We start from the raw sequence: 13,454 nt of genomic DNA on the forward strand, positions 1-13,454 counted from the left end.
ATCCGCCCCGCGTTCCGCAGCCATTACGCTACTTATTTTGCGGCGATCCAAGTAGCGATACGCAATGGTAGAGACCGTGCTGGCGATCGGCGTCGTTGCGTCCCTGTTCGTCGGCTTCAACATCGGGGGATCGTCGACGGGAATCGCGTGGGGCCCGCCGGTGGGCGCCGACATCATCAAGAAGACGACCGCGGCCGGGCTGATGACGTTCTTCGTCTTCCTCGGCGGCTGGACCGTGGGACGAAACGTGATGGACACGTTGAGCGAGGGGATCATCACGACCGAACTCACGCTCTCGGCCGGCGTGGCCGTCCTCTTTTTCATCGGATTCGGGATCCTCGTCGCCAACATCTTCGGGGTGCCCGTCCCCACGTCGATGACGACCGTGGGTGCGATAGCCGGCCTCGGCCTGGCGACGAACACGCTCAACTACCAGACCATCTCCGGGATCATCTCGTGGTGGATCGTGACGCCGGTCATCGGATTCTGGATCGGCGGCGTCACCGGCCGCTACATCTACCCGGCGGTCAACCAGCGGGTCAAAATCGAGAAGTCGGACGGTCCGCTCCTCATCCTCGACCGGGACGAGGGGCTCCCCAGGCCGGCGTTCGGCCCGAACACGACCTGGTCTGAGGTGATCAGCACGGCGATCGTGATGGTCATCGGCTGTTACATGTCGTTCAGCGCCGGCGCGAGCAACGTCCCGAACGCGGCCGCGCCGCTCGTCAGCGGCGTCGGAGGACTCCCGGACGACACCGCGATCGTCCTCGCCACGGTCGCGATCGGCGTCGGGGGGTTCACCATCGGTCGCCGCACCATCGAGTCCGTCGGCGGCGAGTTGAGCGACATTCCCCTGCTCGCAGCGCTGTTCGTGATGCTCACGGCGTCGACGATCACGACGATCCTCTCGTCTATCGGGATCCCGATCAGCCTCGTGATGGCGACGGTGATGACGATCGTCGGGATCGGCTGGGGTCGCGCGACCCGCCCGGTCACCGTCCGGGACGTCGTCACTCGGCACACGGGCGAGTCGGAGATCGTCCCTGGGGCGATTACGGCGGAAAACACGGCCGGCAAACCGGCCACGCCGATCGGCGAGGAAGAGCCTCAGGAGGTGCTCGACGCGGGAGACCTGTTTAACCCCCGCGCCATCATGAAGTACATCTCGATGTGGATCATCGGTCCGTCGGTGTCGACGCTGTTGGCGTACGGGTTCTTCACCCTCGTTCCGGGGGTCGCCTGACGGGAGCCACCGAGGAACCGAGCCGGCCGATTCTGGGGATCGTTCTCTGGACGACGGAGCGCGTCAAGACCGGTCGTTTAACCAGCCGTGTCCCGTCGTACGCCGTGTATGGTCGAGACCTTGCTCATCGTCGGGTTCGTGGTCGCGTCGTTCGTCGGGTACAACATCGGCGGTGCGACGACCGGGCCGGCGTTCGGGCCCGCTGTCGGTGCGGACGTGCTCTCGAAGTCCGGCGCCGCCGCGCTGATGTCCGTCTTCTTTTTCATCGGCGCGGGGACGCTCGGCCAGCGCGTCGTGACGACGCTCGGCGAGGATCTGGTCACCGGCGGCACCGTGTTCACGCTGGAGACGAGCATCGTCGTCCTCTTTTTCATCGGCGGCGCGCTGTTCGTCGGCAACTTCGCCGGCGTGCCGGCGTCGACGTCGATGACGGCCGTCGGCGCCATCGCCGGGCTCGGGCTCGCGACGGGCACGCTCGACCGGGCCGTGATGGGTGAAATCGCGATCTGGTGGATCGTCGCCCCGATCATCGGCTTTTGGGTCTCCGGCGTCGTCGGCCGGTACTTCTACCCCGCGATCGACAGGTGGGTGGCGATAGAGAGCACCGACGGCGCGCTGTTCGAGTTCGACCGCTCGGGGACCGTCCCGAAGCCGGTCCTCGGCCCGGACACGACGCGGCGCGAACTCGTCGGCGGGATCGTCGTCATCGCGATCGGCTGTCTGATGGCCTTCTCGTCCGGGACCTCGAACATCGCGAACGCGATCGCCCCCCTCGTCGCGCTCGATAACGTGGAGATGACGCCGATGATCCTCCTCGGGAGCGCCGCCGTCGCTGTCGGCGCGTTCACGATCGCGCGCCGGACGCTCGACACGCTCGGCAACGACATCACCGACCTCCCCCTGACCGCGGCCATCGTCGTCGCCTGCGTCTCCTCCGGGATCGTCATCAGCCTCTCGGCGGTGGGGATCCCGGCGTCGTTCGTCATCATCGCGACGATGTCGATCGTCGGCCTCGGCTGGGGGCGCGCAACGCGGACCGTGACGGTCAAACAGGGCCTCAAAGGCGAGAAGGAGCCGACGGTCTCCGTCGGCGCGCTGAAGGCGGACGAGACGGGGCCGATCGGCGAGGGCGACCCGTCAGACATCCCCTCCGCGTCGGATCTGTTCAATCCGACCACGAGCGCACGGGTCGTGTTGATGCAGAACGTGGTTCCGATCCTCTCGACGGTGGGTGCGCTGGTGACGTTCACCCTCCTGTTCCGGTTCGTCTGGTAAGCGCCCGCCTACCGCCCGAACCGCCGTTGTCGGTCCTGAAAATCGAGGACGGCTCGGAGATAATCGCGCTTCCTGAAGTCCCGCCAGTTCACGTCGGTGAAGTAGAGTTCGGCGTACACCGACTGCCAGATGGCGAAGTCGGAGAGCCGTTCCGCGCCCGTTTTGATCACGAGGTCCGGCTCCTCGGGGAAGACGAGGCGATCCGAGATGTCGGCCGCGTCGATCGACTCCGGATCGAGGGCGCCCGCGTCCACGTCGGCGGCGATCTCGCGAACCGCGGCCGCGAACTCCGCTTTCCCGCCGAGTCCGACCGTGATCCGGATCGGAACGTCGGTCGCCGAGGTGTCATCGGTGTCGCCCCGTGCCGCGTCGTCCGGGCCGTGAACCGCGAACGGACGGGGGGCGTCGATCTGCCGCAACTCGCGGACGAGCGTCGGGACGACGGCGGCGTCGAGGACCGACACGGAGACCGTGACTCGCGTGGCCCCGTACTCGACCGCCCAACCGAGCGCGTCCGAGAGGGTATCGAACGCGCCGTCGGCGAGGAGGTCGCGCTCGGTGATGACGAGCGCGACGTGATCGGGCGGGTCGCTGTCGTGGAGGCGGTGGCGAACGGCGAGGTACGCGTCGTACAGTCCCACACCGGTCGGTCGCCGCGAGCGGTATAAAAACCAGCGTCCGCCGGCGTCGACCGTCTAACCGACGCGTCGGGCCCGCACGCTCGGCGCCGCATCGACCGCGGACGAGGGGTTTAATTCGCCGTCTCCCCTAGCAGATTCGATGGCAGACAGCTACCGTGGGGTGTTCGGGGCGATCCCCTACGCGATCCGCGAGACCGACTCGTGGACCATGCGCGTGTACGGCGTGATCGGAGCGCTCTCGGCCGCGCTCATCGCGACGGTCGTCACCCTCGCGCTCGTCGTCTGGATGGCCGAGACCGCCAACGTGCAGGGCGGGACGTTCCTGTTCTCGCGGTCGCTGTACGTGATCGCCGGCTTCGCCGCGGTCGCACCGCTCTTGGCCCCCCTGCTTTTCGTCGCGCGGCGACACCGGCGCGGCGACCCCGTGCAGGTGGGGTACGACAGGTACCTCGCGTACGGCGGGTTCCTGTTCCTGTTCTCGCTGTACCTCGGCATGGTCATCTCCGCGCCGGCGGAGCTCCGCGAGCCGACCGAGTCCGCGGTGATAGCCGCCGTGTACGGGCTCCCGCGGCTCTCGGGCGTCGTCCCGCCGGTGGCGGCCGCGCTCCTCGTGTTCGCGATCCACTATCGGCTCCGCGGGGCCGATGAACGCGACACCGACACCCATTAGTCGGACCCTCCCAACGATTCGGGTGTGGTGGGATGGCAGAGCGGCCCATTGCGCCGGTCTTGAAAACCGGTAGCCTCACGGCTTCCTGGGTTCAAATCCCAGTCCCACCGTCTTCATCTGACATCTTGTGAACGAGTCGCAGGTCCCGACCCCCGATCGAGACGCTTTGCGAAACGTATTTCAGTTACGTTTTTACCAAAAATCGGTGGTCCCGTCGTGCGCCGGTCGGATCCGATTTTGCCCGCAGGGTGAGCCAAGCGCGTTCGACTCGTCGGTTCCGATCGTCCCCAGTATGGGTGACGCGTGGTACCGCGTGGCGCATTATCTTTAACAGGTTTCCGGCACACAATACGTACAGGTGATACAAAGATGAGCTACGAACTCGATCCGCTCCCGTACGAGTACGACGCGCTGGAACCGCACATCTCCGAGCAGGTGCTCGAATGGCACCACGACACCCACCATCAGGGGTACGTAAACGGCTGGAACGCGGCCGAGGAGACGCTCGAAGCGAACCGCGAGGAACACGACTTCTCCTCGTCGAGCGGTGCGATCCGGAACGTGACCCACAACTCGTCGGGGCACATCCTCCACGACCTGTTCTGGCAGAACATGAGCCCGGAGGGCGGCGACGAACCCTCCGGTGACCTCGCCGACCGAATCGAGGAGGACTTCGGCTCCTACGAGGCGTGGAAAGGCGAGTTCGAAGCGGCGGCCTCCGCGGCGAGCGGCTGGGCGCTGCTCGTGTACGACACGTTCTCGAACCAACTGCGCAACGTCGTGGTCGACAAACACGACCAGGGCGCAATCTGGGGCGGCCACCCAATCCTCGCGCTGGACGTGTGGGAACACTCCTACTACCACGACTACGGCCCGGCCCGCGGCGAGTTCGTCGACAACTTCTTCGAGGTCGTCGACTGGAACGAGCCCGCGACCCGCTACGAACAGGCCGTCGAACTCTTCGAGTAACGCGTTCGCTCGGACGCGCCGCGCGTCGAACCCCGATATTTTTTCGACCACACACATCGAGAGCCGCAGCACCCGCGAGAGGTGGCCACACGCAACCGTATCGGCAGCGTTTACGGAGCCGCCGCCGTACCGCCGCCCATGCCCGAACCGAAGTCGGCCTTCGACGCGACGTACCCCTGTGACTTCTACGAGCCAGCGGAACTGTTCGCGCCGGACCAGATGTACACGGTCCCGGAGATTGCGCGGTTGCTACAGGAATTGGAGCCGGACGCGGAGATCGACCCCGACACCGAGGCGGTGCTGATCGACTGGGCGATCCCGTGGGTGATGACCCACGCCGACGACCTCGTGATCGCGGAGCCGCTCGCGGAGGACGGTCCCGGCTACTACGGCGTCGCGCCCCACGCGGTCGAGGGCGACACCGACGGCGACTCGCACGACGCAGCGTGAGTCGAGCGCGATCCGACGCGCCGGTGGTCCTCGTCGCCGGCGGCGCCCGCGTCGACGCCGGCAAGACCACGTTCTCGACCGGGCTGGTGTCGGCGCTCGCCGATCGCGCGGGCGACGCGGTGGGCGTCAAACCCCGCGCCGGCAACGACTACTGGTACGACCACGACGACTACCGGATCGCGAGCGACGCTGGGCGGCTCTACGGGAAAGACGCGAGACGCCTCGCGGCCGCGAGCACGCGACCGCTCGCAGGGGCCGGCGGTCGCGACCGCCCCGAAGCGATCACTCCCGAAGGGATCAACCCCGTCCACCGGCTCTGGCGGCCGACGCCCGACCGGACCGGGATGCTCGGCGACACGGACCGGACGTTCCTCTGCGACCGAGTGACGACAGAAGACGGGGTCCGGTTCGTCGTCAACGGGGCGGCCGAGTCGGCGGGCCTCCTGCCCGAGGGGCTCACCGACCGGCTCCCGCTCGGGACGGCGACCCGCGTCGACGACGTGGCGGCGTTCAACGACGAGATGGCGGCCGACTACCTGCCGGCGTTCGACCGCCTCACGGACCGCGTCGCGGAGACCGATGTCCCGGTCGTCGTCGAGTCGTACGCCGACATCGCGAGCCCGCTCTCGAACGACGGCCCCGTCGAACCCGCCGCAGTGGCGGTCGTCGACCCCGGCAGGGTGCGGCTATACGCGGGCGACCGATACGCCAAGGCGCGCGCGGTGGCGTCCGGGAGCCCCCGCGAGGGCGCGCTGGAGGAACACACCGGCACCGTCACGGAGATGATCGACCCGCTGGCGACCGCGGCCCTCCCGGCGCTGTCCGGCGACGAGCGCGGCGATCCGGGACGCGTCGCAGACCGGTACGACGAGGCCTACACGGCGTTTTTCAACGTACTCTCGTGAGAAAACCGGTGGCCGTCGCAGGCGGCCCGTTCAGGCGTTCCGCTTCGAGTAGTGGTCGATGGCCGACTCGATGGAGGACAGCTCGGCGTTCACGCGACTGTCGGCGACGCGCATGAACCCGGGCGTGTACGACTTCGAGTAGTCGAAGATGGCGTTGACCGCGCGCTTGGGCGCGGAGACGGCCGTGAAGTCGGTGACGGTGTACACGCGCGTCGTCGGGAACGCCGTCCAGAAGGTGCTGCTTACCCACCGGGACTCGTCTTCGAAGGTCGTCCCGATGCGGCCGGTCGCGAGGTACTCGCCGTCGTGGTAGAAGAGCACGAGGTCGCCCTCGCCCATCCGCTCGAACGTCGAGCCGTTCCCGCTGTCGTCGCTTACGGCCCACAGTCGGGCCTCGTCTAAGTCGGCGAGGGGGTCCGGACGGTCGTCGTACTCGGTGAGGTCGACTGCGGACCGGACCGTTCGATCGAAGTTCTCCGGGTCAATCGGGACCAAGAAGACGTTCGCGCTCATTATCACCTCTTCCGTCGGGAGGGGTTTAAAGCCGTTCGTTAGTCCACTCCGGCCAGCGCCGGCGTCGACGAATCGCGAAATCGTCAGACTGCGACGCGGTTTCGGCCGCTTGCGGCCCGCGACTCAGTCGTCGCTCGCGTCGTAGCACCGGTCCATCCGCGCCGCCATCACGAAGTCGGACTTGTGAAGGCCGTCGATGTCGTGGCTCCACATCTCGACGCCGACCTCGCCCCACGAGAGGTGGATGTCGGGGTGGTGCCACTCGGCCTCGGCGAGCTCGCCAACCTCGTTCGTGAACGCTAACGCGCCCGCGAAGTCGTCGAACTCGTAGGTGGCTTCGAGGTGGTGGTCGTCGACGACTTCCCACGCGGGGCCGAGTGCGTCGAGGTACTCGGCGTACTCGGTGGCGGTCAGCGGGTCGGCTCCCTCGTCGGCGTGTTCGACCGGTTCGTCAGCGAGTGACATACAGGACCGTTAGGCGACGAGCGGCTTGTACCTTGTGTGGAGAGCGAACGGAACGCGAACGCGGCTCCGTGCTGGATGACACGGTCTCACTAGAATGGTAGTGTAGCGGAAAGAAGTGGGTTGGGGCAGATTTGAACTGCCGGCCTCCTCCATGTCAAGGAGGTGTCATAACCGGACTAGACTACCAACCCGCAGGGGCTTACTGACGCAACTCTTTGTTTCCGGGGGACGTAATTGAACCTTTCGTTTCGGTCGCCCGCACGGGGGTGCAGTCGGTCGATTCCGCGCCCCGCGAGCCCGCCGGCCGGACGAGGCGAACGCTTCCGACCGGTTTTACTGGCTCGGCGAGAGTTTTTCCGTATGGTCGATCTCGCCGCCCGCACCGAGAGGCTCGACGCGTACCTCGACGAGCGCGGGCTCGAAGCGGTCTGGTTCGCCAAGCCGAACGGGTTCGCGTGGCTCACCGGCGGAGACAACGTCGTCGACGCCGACGCGGACATTGGGATCGCCGCCGCCGGCTACGACGGCACGCTCCAGGTGATCACCGACAACATCGAGGCGGAGCGGCTCGCCGACGAGGAACTCCCCGAGGCCGTCGCCGTCGAATCGACGCCGTGGCACACGAACTCGCTGGCCGACGCCGTCGCCGAGCGGTCTCCAGCGCCCGCGGCCGCCGACTTCGGCGTGCCGGGGTTCGAGCGCGTCGACGGGAGTCGACTCCGACAGCCGCTGACCGACGACGACATCGAACGCTACCGCGAACTCGGTCGCGAGGCCGCCGCCGCGGTCGAGACCGTCTGCCGCAACCTCGAACCCGAGGACCCGGAGTACGAGGTCGCGGCCGGCATCGACATCTCGCTTTCGTCCCGCGACGTCGACACGCCGGTCGTGTTGGTCGGCGGCGCGGAGCGCGCCCGGAAGTACCGCCACTACACTCCGACCGACGCATCCCTCGGCGACTACGCGCTCGTCTCCGTCACCGCCGAGCGGGCGGGGCTGTACGCCTCGCTCACGCGGACCGTCGCGTTCGACGCACCGGACTGGTTCGAGGAGCGACACCGCGCGGCCGCCCGCGTCGAGGCCACCGCGCTCGCCGCGACCGAGGCGGCTGCGGCGGGCGACCTGACCGACTCCGCCGACGCCGACACCGCCGGCGACGTGTTCGACGCTATCCGCGCGGCGTACGACGCGGTCGGCTTCGACGGCGAGTGGCGCGAACACCACCAGGGCGGCGCGGCCGGGTTCGCGGGCCGCGAGTGGTTCGCGCACCCGGACGGCGACGAGGCGGTCCGGTGGCCGATGGGCTACGCGTGGAACCCGACCGTCCGAGGGACCAAAAGCGAGGACACGCACCTCGTGGCGCCCGACCGAACCGAGACGCTGACGAAGACGGGACAGTGGCCGACACACGAGGTCGAGCCGGTCGACGTCGGCGGCATCGAGACGGCGCCGCGAGCGCTGTCCGCGCCGGTCATCCGGTGAGCGCGTGACTCGGTGCGCGCCGGACGCGAACGCTCAGTAGACGTACTCGTCTTCGTCGATGCCGACGTAGTCCTTCTTCACGCGCCGTTTGTTCCATTTATACCCGAGCAACAGCTTCGCCGACTCCCACCCGGAGCGGTACGGCTGTGAGAGCAGGCTGCCGCCGGTCTCGGCCGCGAGCATCGCGTCGGCGGCGCCGATGATCCGGTTCCAGTCGTCGGGGTCGTAGTCGGCGACCATGTCGGCCATCGTCACGTTCCGGACGACCTCGTCGCCGATCGTCTCCTTCCAGCGTCGGTTGTAGGGGGCCATGTCGCCCGCGGCCGCGAGCTCGCCCGCGATCGCACCCGTGCGGACCGCGACGTGGTCCCCGCCTTCGTGGAAGGCGGAGGTGGTTCCCATGGCGCCGCCGACGACGGCGATCCCGACCTCGGTCGGCGAGTCGATGGGGCGCGTCGAGGAGATCGGGTACGTCTCGGTCCCGTCCCGCTTGCCCGCCGTCTCGACGATCGGGAAGTCCTCCTCGATGTCGTACTCGTCGCCGTACTGCCACTCCAAGAGCCGGCGGATGTACTCGCCGCCCTGCGGGATGGACTCGTCGTCGGCGTCGAGCAGCGCGTACGCGTCGCGGTCGAAGTCGTCGATGTCGAGCCCGATGGGCATCGTCAGCCCGATCCGGCAGACGCGGTCGTCGTTGGGGAAGATCCACGGGTACGCGGTCTCGCCGGGCATCACGCCCCACCAGAACACCAAGGCGTCGTTGACCGCTTCGTACACGTCTTCGGGCACCCGCCGATACTCCTGATAGGCGATGTGGTTCGCCGTCCGCGAGGCGAGCCGGTCGGAGGCCGCGGCGTCCGCGGGCAGGTACTCGTCTAACACCTTGTTCGTCACCGTTCGCTGCGGGCCGTCCGCGAGCACGACGAAGTCCGCCCCGATCGCATCGCCCGAAGCGAGTTCGACGGTGTGGCGCGGGTCGTCGCTCGTGGGCGAGACGGACGGGTCCGTGTCGACGCCGCGAACTGACCCCCCGGCGCGGTACTCGGCGCCGGCGTCCTCGGCGCGGTCGCGGAGCCAGTCGTCGAACCGCGCGCGCTGGAAGGTGTAGCCGAACTTGTCGTACGAGGAGTCGATCCCGGTCGTCGTGAGCGTGGCCGACTCGTCGGGCCCGCGGAACTCCGCGCGGTTCAACTCGCGTTGGACGACCCCGTCGTCGAACTCGTCGGGGTGGATGTCCATGATGTCGACCCAGTAGTCGAGGATGCCGGCGGCGTCGGTCGAGTCGGGGCCGAGTCGGTCGCGGTCCGCTCGGGGGACTCCCTTTTCTAAGACGAGGGCGTCGGCGCCGTCGGTCGCGGCCGCGTGCGCTGCGGACGCGCCCGCTGGACCGCCACCCACGATCGCGACGTCTACGCGTTCCATGTCCCGTGAGGTAGCCGTTCGGCTATTAAATTCACGGTCCCCGCTGCGGGCGTCCGTCGCGTCGGCGGGCACGCCCTCGACCTCGCCGCCCGCACCGCGTTCGCGACCGAAAACCGATCGATCGATCATTTATAAATCGGCCGATAGCGCGCCGGAGAGACACGTTTTTACGCGGCAACCGGAATTCACTCGGCACACACATGGCACGCGAAACATGGGCGACGCGCGCGGGGTTCATCCTCGCCGCGGTCGGCAGCGCGGTCGGGTTAGGGAACATCTGGCGGTTCCCATTTATCACCGGCCAGTACGGCGGATCGTCGTTTCTGATCACCTACTTGGCGTTCGTAGTGCTGATCGGGTTCCCGGCGATCCTCGTCGAGTTCGTGATCGGGCGGTACACTAATCTCAATCCGGTCGGCGCGATACGGGAACTCGGCAGCGGGGCCTGGAACTACCTCGGCTGGCTGTTCGTCGGGATCGGGTTCGTCATCCTCTCCTACTACAGCGTCGTCGCCGGCTGGTTCCTCCGATACACCCTGATCGGAGTCACTGAAGGATACGCACTCGGCGGCACCGAGGCGGCCGCGTCGCTGTTCGGAACGGTCTCTACGGGCCTCGACACGCTGCTCTTTCACGCCGTGTTCATGGCGATCGTCATCGGGATCATCGCCGCCGGGGTGCGAGAGGGGATCGAAGTGAGCGTGAAGGTGATGGTCCCGGCCATCATCGCGCTGCTCATCGGACTCGCCGCGTACGCGTTCACACTGGACGGGTCGGCGGCGGCGTACAGCTACTACCTCTCGCCCGACTTCGGATACCTCCTCGCGAACTGGACCGAGATCCTGCCGGCCGCCGCCGGGCAGGCGTTCTTCACGCTCTCGCTCGGGATGGGCGTCATGATCACCTACGCCTCCTACCTCGGCGAGGACCGGAACCTCGCGTCCGACGCGGGCGTGATCGTCGCGCTCGACACGCTCATCGCCGTGATCGTCGGATTCGTCGTCTTCCCGTTCCTCTTCACGGCCGGGATCGACCCCGGCGGACCGGGCGCCAGCGCCATCTTCGTGAGTCTCACCACGGCGTTCGCCACCATCCCCGGCGGTCGGATCCTCGGCGTCGTGTTCTTCGCGATGGTCGGCGTCGCGGCGCTCTCCTCGGCTATCAGCATCCTCGAAGTGCTCGTCTCGTACCTGATCGACGAGGCGGGCGTCACCCGGATTTCGGCTGCGGTCGCCATCGGGGTCGCCGTCTTCCTCCTCGGAATCCCCGTGACGATCGACCTGATCTTCCTCAACCTGTACGACAAACTGGCCGACGGGATCCTGCTCGTCCTCGGCTCGCTGCTGCTCGCGGTGTTCGTCGGCTGGGTGATCCCCGACACCGCCCGCGAGGAGCTCTCGAAGGGAATCGGTGACCTCGGGCGCTTGGGCGTCGCGTGGATCTGGATCGTCCGGGTCCCCATCGCCATCGTCGTCATCGTCTCGCTGTACCTCGGTATCGTCGGCTACGCCGACTTCCTCACCGGCCCCTTCGCGGAGTGGCTGGCGGCGCGGTAGGCGCGCCCGCGGTTACCCCTTTTAAACGACGGAGTAGTCTGCGATGACGCCGTCGACGCCGGCCGACTCGAGGCGCGCAGCCTCGTACCACGTCTCGACCGTCCAGACGTTCACCGCGCGGCCCGCGTCGTGTGCGGCGGCGACCACGTCGGCGTCGCCGAACCGCGAGGCGTCGAAAAACGGCGTGCCGCGAACCGCGTCTATCGGCGGGTGGACGGCCGCCGCGTCGTACCGCCGAGCGAGTTTTAACCCGTCGCTGACCGCCTCCGAAAACAGCGGTGCGACAGGGACGTTCGACACCTCGCGGGTCGCGGCGATCGCGCCCTCGTGAAACGACGAGACGAGCAGGTCGCCGTCGCGCGCTTCGGCCGTTTCGAGGACGCGCTCGACGAACGGGCGCCACGCCGCGCGCCGCGCCGCCAGCGCGTCGGGATCGAGCGTCCCCCCCGCGTGATCGCCGACGGGGCCACCGTCCGGAAACTTCAGTTCGATGTTCACGCCCACGTGCTCGGGAACCGCGTCGAGCAGGGTCGCGAGCAGCGGGACGGTCTCGCCGCTGTCGAGCACTTCGGCCGCGGTGACCGTCGCGGTGTCGGTCTCCCAGACGAGTCCGGTCGCGTCGGTGAGACCGCGGTCGGCTGGGGTTCCGAGCGGCCCGCCACGTCCGGAGAGCGCCGCGTCGTGGCAGACGACCGGGTCGCCGTCGGCGGTGGGAGACACGTCGATTTCGACCCAGTCGGCGCCGCCGGAACCCGCCGCCGCCTCGACCGCCCGGACGGTGTTCTCCGGGTTCTCGCCGGCGAAGCCGCGGTGAGCGATCAACAGCGGGTCGCCGTCGGTGACCGATATCATAGCGCGTCGAGAACCGCGTCGACCACGACGCCGGCCGCCTCGGTACAGACCGATCTGGCGCGCGAAAGCGGTCCGGCGGACTGCTCTTCGTCCGCGTCGCTACCGTGCTCGTCGCTGTCGCCCTCGGACGCTTCGGTCGTCTCCTCGCCGGACTCCGACGTATCGGCTGGCGTGGAACGGTCGACGAGTCCCATCGTTCGAGCGCTCGGCGGCCGAAACCAAATAACCGTCGGCGAGGAGGCGCTCACGCCGACTGAGAAGAGCGAAACCGCGCGCGGCGGCAGTTAGAGTTCCTCGAACGGCTGGACGACGACGAACCCGTCGGGCCCGCCGAACTTCATCTGGTAGCGCTCGCCCGACTCCTGGCCGACCATGTCCGAGAGGCTGCGGTTCACTTCGACGTCCGGAGACGTGCCCCCCCACGCGACGGTCGCGCTCGGGTCGGTCGAGACCGGCGTCTCCAAGACGATCGGGTCGCCGTGGGTGGTGATTGCGAGATAGCCGGGACCTTCGAGGTAGACGTTGCTGAACCCGCCGGCGAACGATCCGGCGAGGCTGTCGATGGTGTTGATCTCGTACGAGAGCGACTCCTCGAACGCCAGTACGTCCTCGCCGTTGACCGTGATGGCCTCGCCGGCGTCGAGTTCGATCACTTGGACCTTCTTGCCGTTGTCGGCGAAGTAGACGTGGCCCTGCCCCTCGACGGCCATGATCGGCGTTCCCTCACCGGTCGCGGCCTGCTTGAGGAAGCCCTTGATACCGCCTTCGGCCGAAGCCTTCCCGGTGAACGACACGTCGCCGGTGTGAGCGATCATCGATCCGGCCTTCGCCATCACGGTGCCGTCGACGTTGACGTCGAGGGTATAACTGTTCTCGCGCTGGAAGGGTTCTGTGCTCTCCGTCGGTGCGTTCTCGGCTGCGAATTGGTCTAAGTTCATATACGGGGACCGAACCGTTCGGTTCGGCTGCCAGTAAGTTTCTCACTATCGGATATGAATCTTTGCGGTCCTC

At 67.7% G+C, this 13,454-nt stretch carries 15 protein-coding genes and 2 tRNA genes; 9 read left to right on the forward strand and 8 right to left on the reverse strand.

Annotated elements, in window-relative coordinates; all coding sequences use genetic code 11:
- The first annotated feature begins 64 nt into the window (after window positions 1-64).
- Window positions 65-1,243: an inorganic phosphate transporter gene (locus DOS48_RS21625; RefSeq protein WP_127117706.1), complete on the forward strand. Its 1,179-nt coding sequence runs from the start codon at window positions 65-67 to the stop codon at window positions 1,241-1,243.
- A gap of 108 nt (window positions 1,244-1,351) precedes the next feature.
- Window positions 1,352-2,518 carry an inorganic phosphate transporter gene (locus DOS48_RS21630; RefSeq protein ID WP_127117707.1) on the forward strand — a complete coding sequence of 389 codons (1,167 nt, stop codon included), beginning with the start codon at window positions 1,352-1,354 and terminating at the stop codon, window positions 2,516-2,518.
- A gap of 8 nt (window positions 2,519-2,526) precedes the next feature.
- Here DOS48_RS21630 and DOS48_RS21635 read toward each other — a convergent pair whose 3' ends face one another.
- Entirely contained in the window at window positions 2,527-3,159 is a 633-nt protein-coding gene (locus tag DOS48_RS21635) for an undecaprenyl diphosphate synthase family protein (protein ID WP_127117708.1), read from the reverse strand.
- A 139-nt stretch (window positions 3,160-3,298) separates the two neighbouring features.
- Between DOS48_RS21635 and DOS48_RS21640 the strand changes: the two genes are divergently transcribed.
- From DOS48_RS21640 to DOS48_RS21660, 5 genes are all read left to right on the forward strand, one after another.
- Entirely contained in the window at window positions 3,299-3,829 is a 531-nt protein-coding gene (locus DOS48_RS21640; RefSeq protein WP_127117709.1) for a hypothetical protein, read from the forward strand.
- Window positions 3,830-3,855: 26 nt separating this feature from the next.
- Window positions 3,856-3,939, forward strand: a tRNA-Ser gene (locus tag DOS48_RS21645).
- Window positions 3,940-4,198: 259 nt separating this feature from the next.
- Complete coding sequence (gene sod, locus DOS48_RS21650) at window positions 4,199-4,798, forward strand: superoxide dismutase (RefSeq protein ID WP_127117710.1); 600 nt, start codon at window positions 4,199-4,201, stop codon at window positions 4,796-4,798.
- 138 nt (window positions 4,799-4,936) lie between these two features.
- Window positions 4,937-5,248: a DUF5827 family protein gene (locus tag DOS48_RS21655; RefSeq protein ID WP_127117711.1), complete on the forward strand. Its 312-nt coding sequence runs from the start codon at window positions 4,937-4,939 to the stop codon at window positions 5,246-5,248.
- Window positions 5,245-6,153: an ATPase gene (locus DOS48_RS21660; RefSeq protein WP_127117712.1), complete on the forward strand. Its 909-nt coding sequence runs from the start codon at window positions 5,245-5,247 to the stop codon at window positions 6,151-6,153. The genes DOS48_RS21655 and DOS48_RS21660 overlap by 4 nt, the downstream gene beginning before the upstream one ends.
- A 30-nt stretch (window positions 6,154-6,183) precedes the next feature.
- Here the strand turns inward: DOS48_RS21660 and DOS48_RS21665 are convergent, their stop codons facing one another.
- From DOS48_RS21665 to DOS48_RS21675, 3 genes are all read right to left on the reverse strand, one after another.
- Window positions 6,184-6,666 (reverse strand): hypothetical protein, encoded by a 483-nt coding sequence (locus tag DOS48_RS21665; RefSeq protein ID WP_127117713.1) that lies wholly within the window; start codon window positions 6,664-6,666, stop codon window positions 6,184-6,186.
- Window positions 6,667-6,789: 123 nt separating this feature from the next.
- Window positions 6,790-7,131 carry a 4a-hydroxytetrahydrobiopterin dehydratase gene (locus DOS48_RS21670; RefSeq protein WP_127117714.1) on the reverse strand — a complete coding sequence of 114 codons (342 nt, stop codon included), beginning with the start codon at window positions 7,129-7,131 and terminating at the stop codon, window positions 6,790-6,792.
- Between the two features lie 116 nt (window positions 7,132-7,247).
- Window positions 7,248-7,322: transfer RNA gene (locus tag DOS48_RS21675), tRNA-Val, on the reverse strand.
- Window positions 7,323-7,491: 169 nt separating this feature from the next.
- On the opposite strand from DOS48_RS21675, the gene DOS48_RS21680 reads away from it, so the two are divergent.
- Window positions 7,492-8,613: a Xaa-Pro peptidase family protein gene (locus DOS48_RS21680; RefSeq protein ID WP_127117715.1), complete on the forward strand. Its 1,122-nt coding sequence runs from the start codon at window positions 7,492-7,494 to the stop codon at window positions 8,611-8,613.
- Window positions 8,614-8,646: 33 nt separating this feature from the next.
- On the opposite strand, the gene DOS48_RS21685 is transcribed toward DOS48_RS21680, so the two are convergent.
- On the reverse strand, window positions 8,647-10,035 hold the full coding sequence (locus DOS48_RS21685; RefSeq protein WP_127117716.1) for an NAD(P)/FAD-dependent oxidoreductase: 1,389 nt from the start codon (window positions 10,033-10,035) through the stop codon (window positions 8,647-8,649).
- Window positions 10,036-10,235: 200 nt separating this feature from the next.
- Here DOS48_RS21685 and DOS48_RS21690 point away from each other — a divergent pair, with 200 nt between their 5' ends.
- Complete coding sequence (locus DOS48_RS21690; protein WP_127117717.1) at window positions 10,236-11,591, forward strand: sodium-dependent transporter; 1,356 nt, start codon at window positions 10,236-10,238, stop codon at window positions 11,589-11,591.
- Window positions 11,592-11,612: 21 nt separating this feature from the next.
- Here the strand turns inward: DOS48_RS21690 and DOS48_RS21695 are convergent, their stop codons facing one another.
- The 3 genes from DOS48_RS21695 to DOS48_RS21705 all read right to left on the reverse strand — a co-directional run bounded on the left by DOS48_RS21695 (window position 11,613) and on the right by DOS48_RS21705 (window position 13,381).
- Entirely contained in the window at window positions 11,613-12,443 is an 831-nt protein-coding gene (locus DOS48_RS21695) for a glycerophosphodiester phosphodiesterase (protein ID WP_127117718.1), read from the reverse strand.
- A complete protein-coding gene (locus DOS48_RS21700) occupies window positions 12,440-12,637 on the reverse strand; it encodes a hypothetical protein (protein ID WP_127117719.1) in 198 nt (65 codons plus the stop codon). Before DOS48_RS21700 ends, DOS48_RS21695 begins: the two co-directional genes overlap by 4 nt.
- Before the next feature lie 90 nt (window positions 12,638-12,727).
- Complete coding sequence (locus tag DOS48_RS21705; RefSeq protein ID WP_127117720.1) at window positions 12,728-13,381, reverse strand: AIM24 family protein; 654 nt, start codon at window positions 13,379-13,381, stop codon at window positions 12,728-12,730.
- Between the last annotated feature and the right edge of the window lie 73 nt (window positions 13,382-13,454).

Source organism: Halorubrum sp. PV6 (assembly GCF_003990725.2).
In the GTDB taxonomy this organism is placed as follows: Archaea; Halobacteriota; Halobacteria; order Halobacteriales; family Haloferacaceae; genus Halorubrum.

Coding starts and splice junctions, on each gene's coding strand:
- DOS48_RS21690 (WP_127117717.1), top strand. CDS start 10,236: ATGGCACGCGAAACATGGGCGACGCGCGCGGGGTTCATCCTCGCCGCG.
- DOS48_RS21705 (WP_127117720.1), bottom strand. CDS start 13,381: ATGAACTTAGACCAATTCGCAGCCGAGAACGCACCGACGGAGAGCACA.
- sod (WP_127117710.1), top strand. CDS start 4,199: ATGAGCTACGAACTCGATCCGCTCCCGTACGAGTACGACGCGCTGGAA.
- DOS48_RS21695 (WP_127117718.1), bottom strand. CDS start 12,443: ATGATATCGGTCACCGACGGCGACCCGCTGTTGATCGCTCACCGCGGC.
- DOS48_RS21665 (WP_127117713.1), bottom strand. CDS start 6,666: ATGAGCGCGAACGTCTTCTTGGTCCCGATTGACCCGGAGAACTTCGAT.
- DOS48_RS21655 (WP_127117711.1), top strand. CDS start 4,937: ATGCCCGAACCGAAGTCGGCCTTCGACGCGACGTACCCCTGTGACTTC.
- DOS48_RS21680 (WP_127117715.1), top strand. CDS start 7,492: ATGGTCGATCTCGCCGCCCGCACCGAGAGGCTCGACGCGTACCTCGAC.
- DOS48_RS21625 (WP_127117706.1), top strand. CDS start 65: ATGGTAGAGACCGTGCTGGCGATCGGCGTCGTTGCGTCCCTGTTCGTC.
- DOS48_RS21700 (WP_127117719.1), bottom strand. CDS start 12,637: ATGGGACTCGTCGACCGTTCCACGCCAGCCGATACGTCGGAGTCCGGC.
- DOS48_RS21640 (WP_127117709.1), top strand. CDS start 3,299: ATGGCAGACAGCTACCGTGGGGTGTTCGGGGCGATCCCCTACGCGATC.
- DOS48_RS21685 (WP_127117716.1), bottom strand. CDS start 10,035: ATGGAACGCGTAGACGTCGCGATCGTGGGTGGCGGTCCAGCGGGCGCG.
- DOS48_RS21670 (WP_127117714.1), bottom strand. CDS start 7,131: ATGTCACTCGCTGACGAACCGGTCGAACACGCCGACGAGGGAGCCGAC.
- DOS48_RS21630 (WP_127117707.1), top strand. CDS start 1,352: ATGGTCGAGACCTTGCTCATCGTCGGGTTCGTGGTCGCGTCGTTCGTC.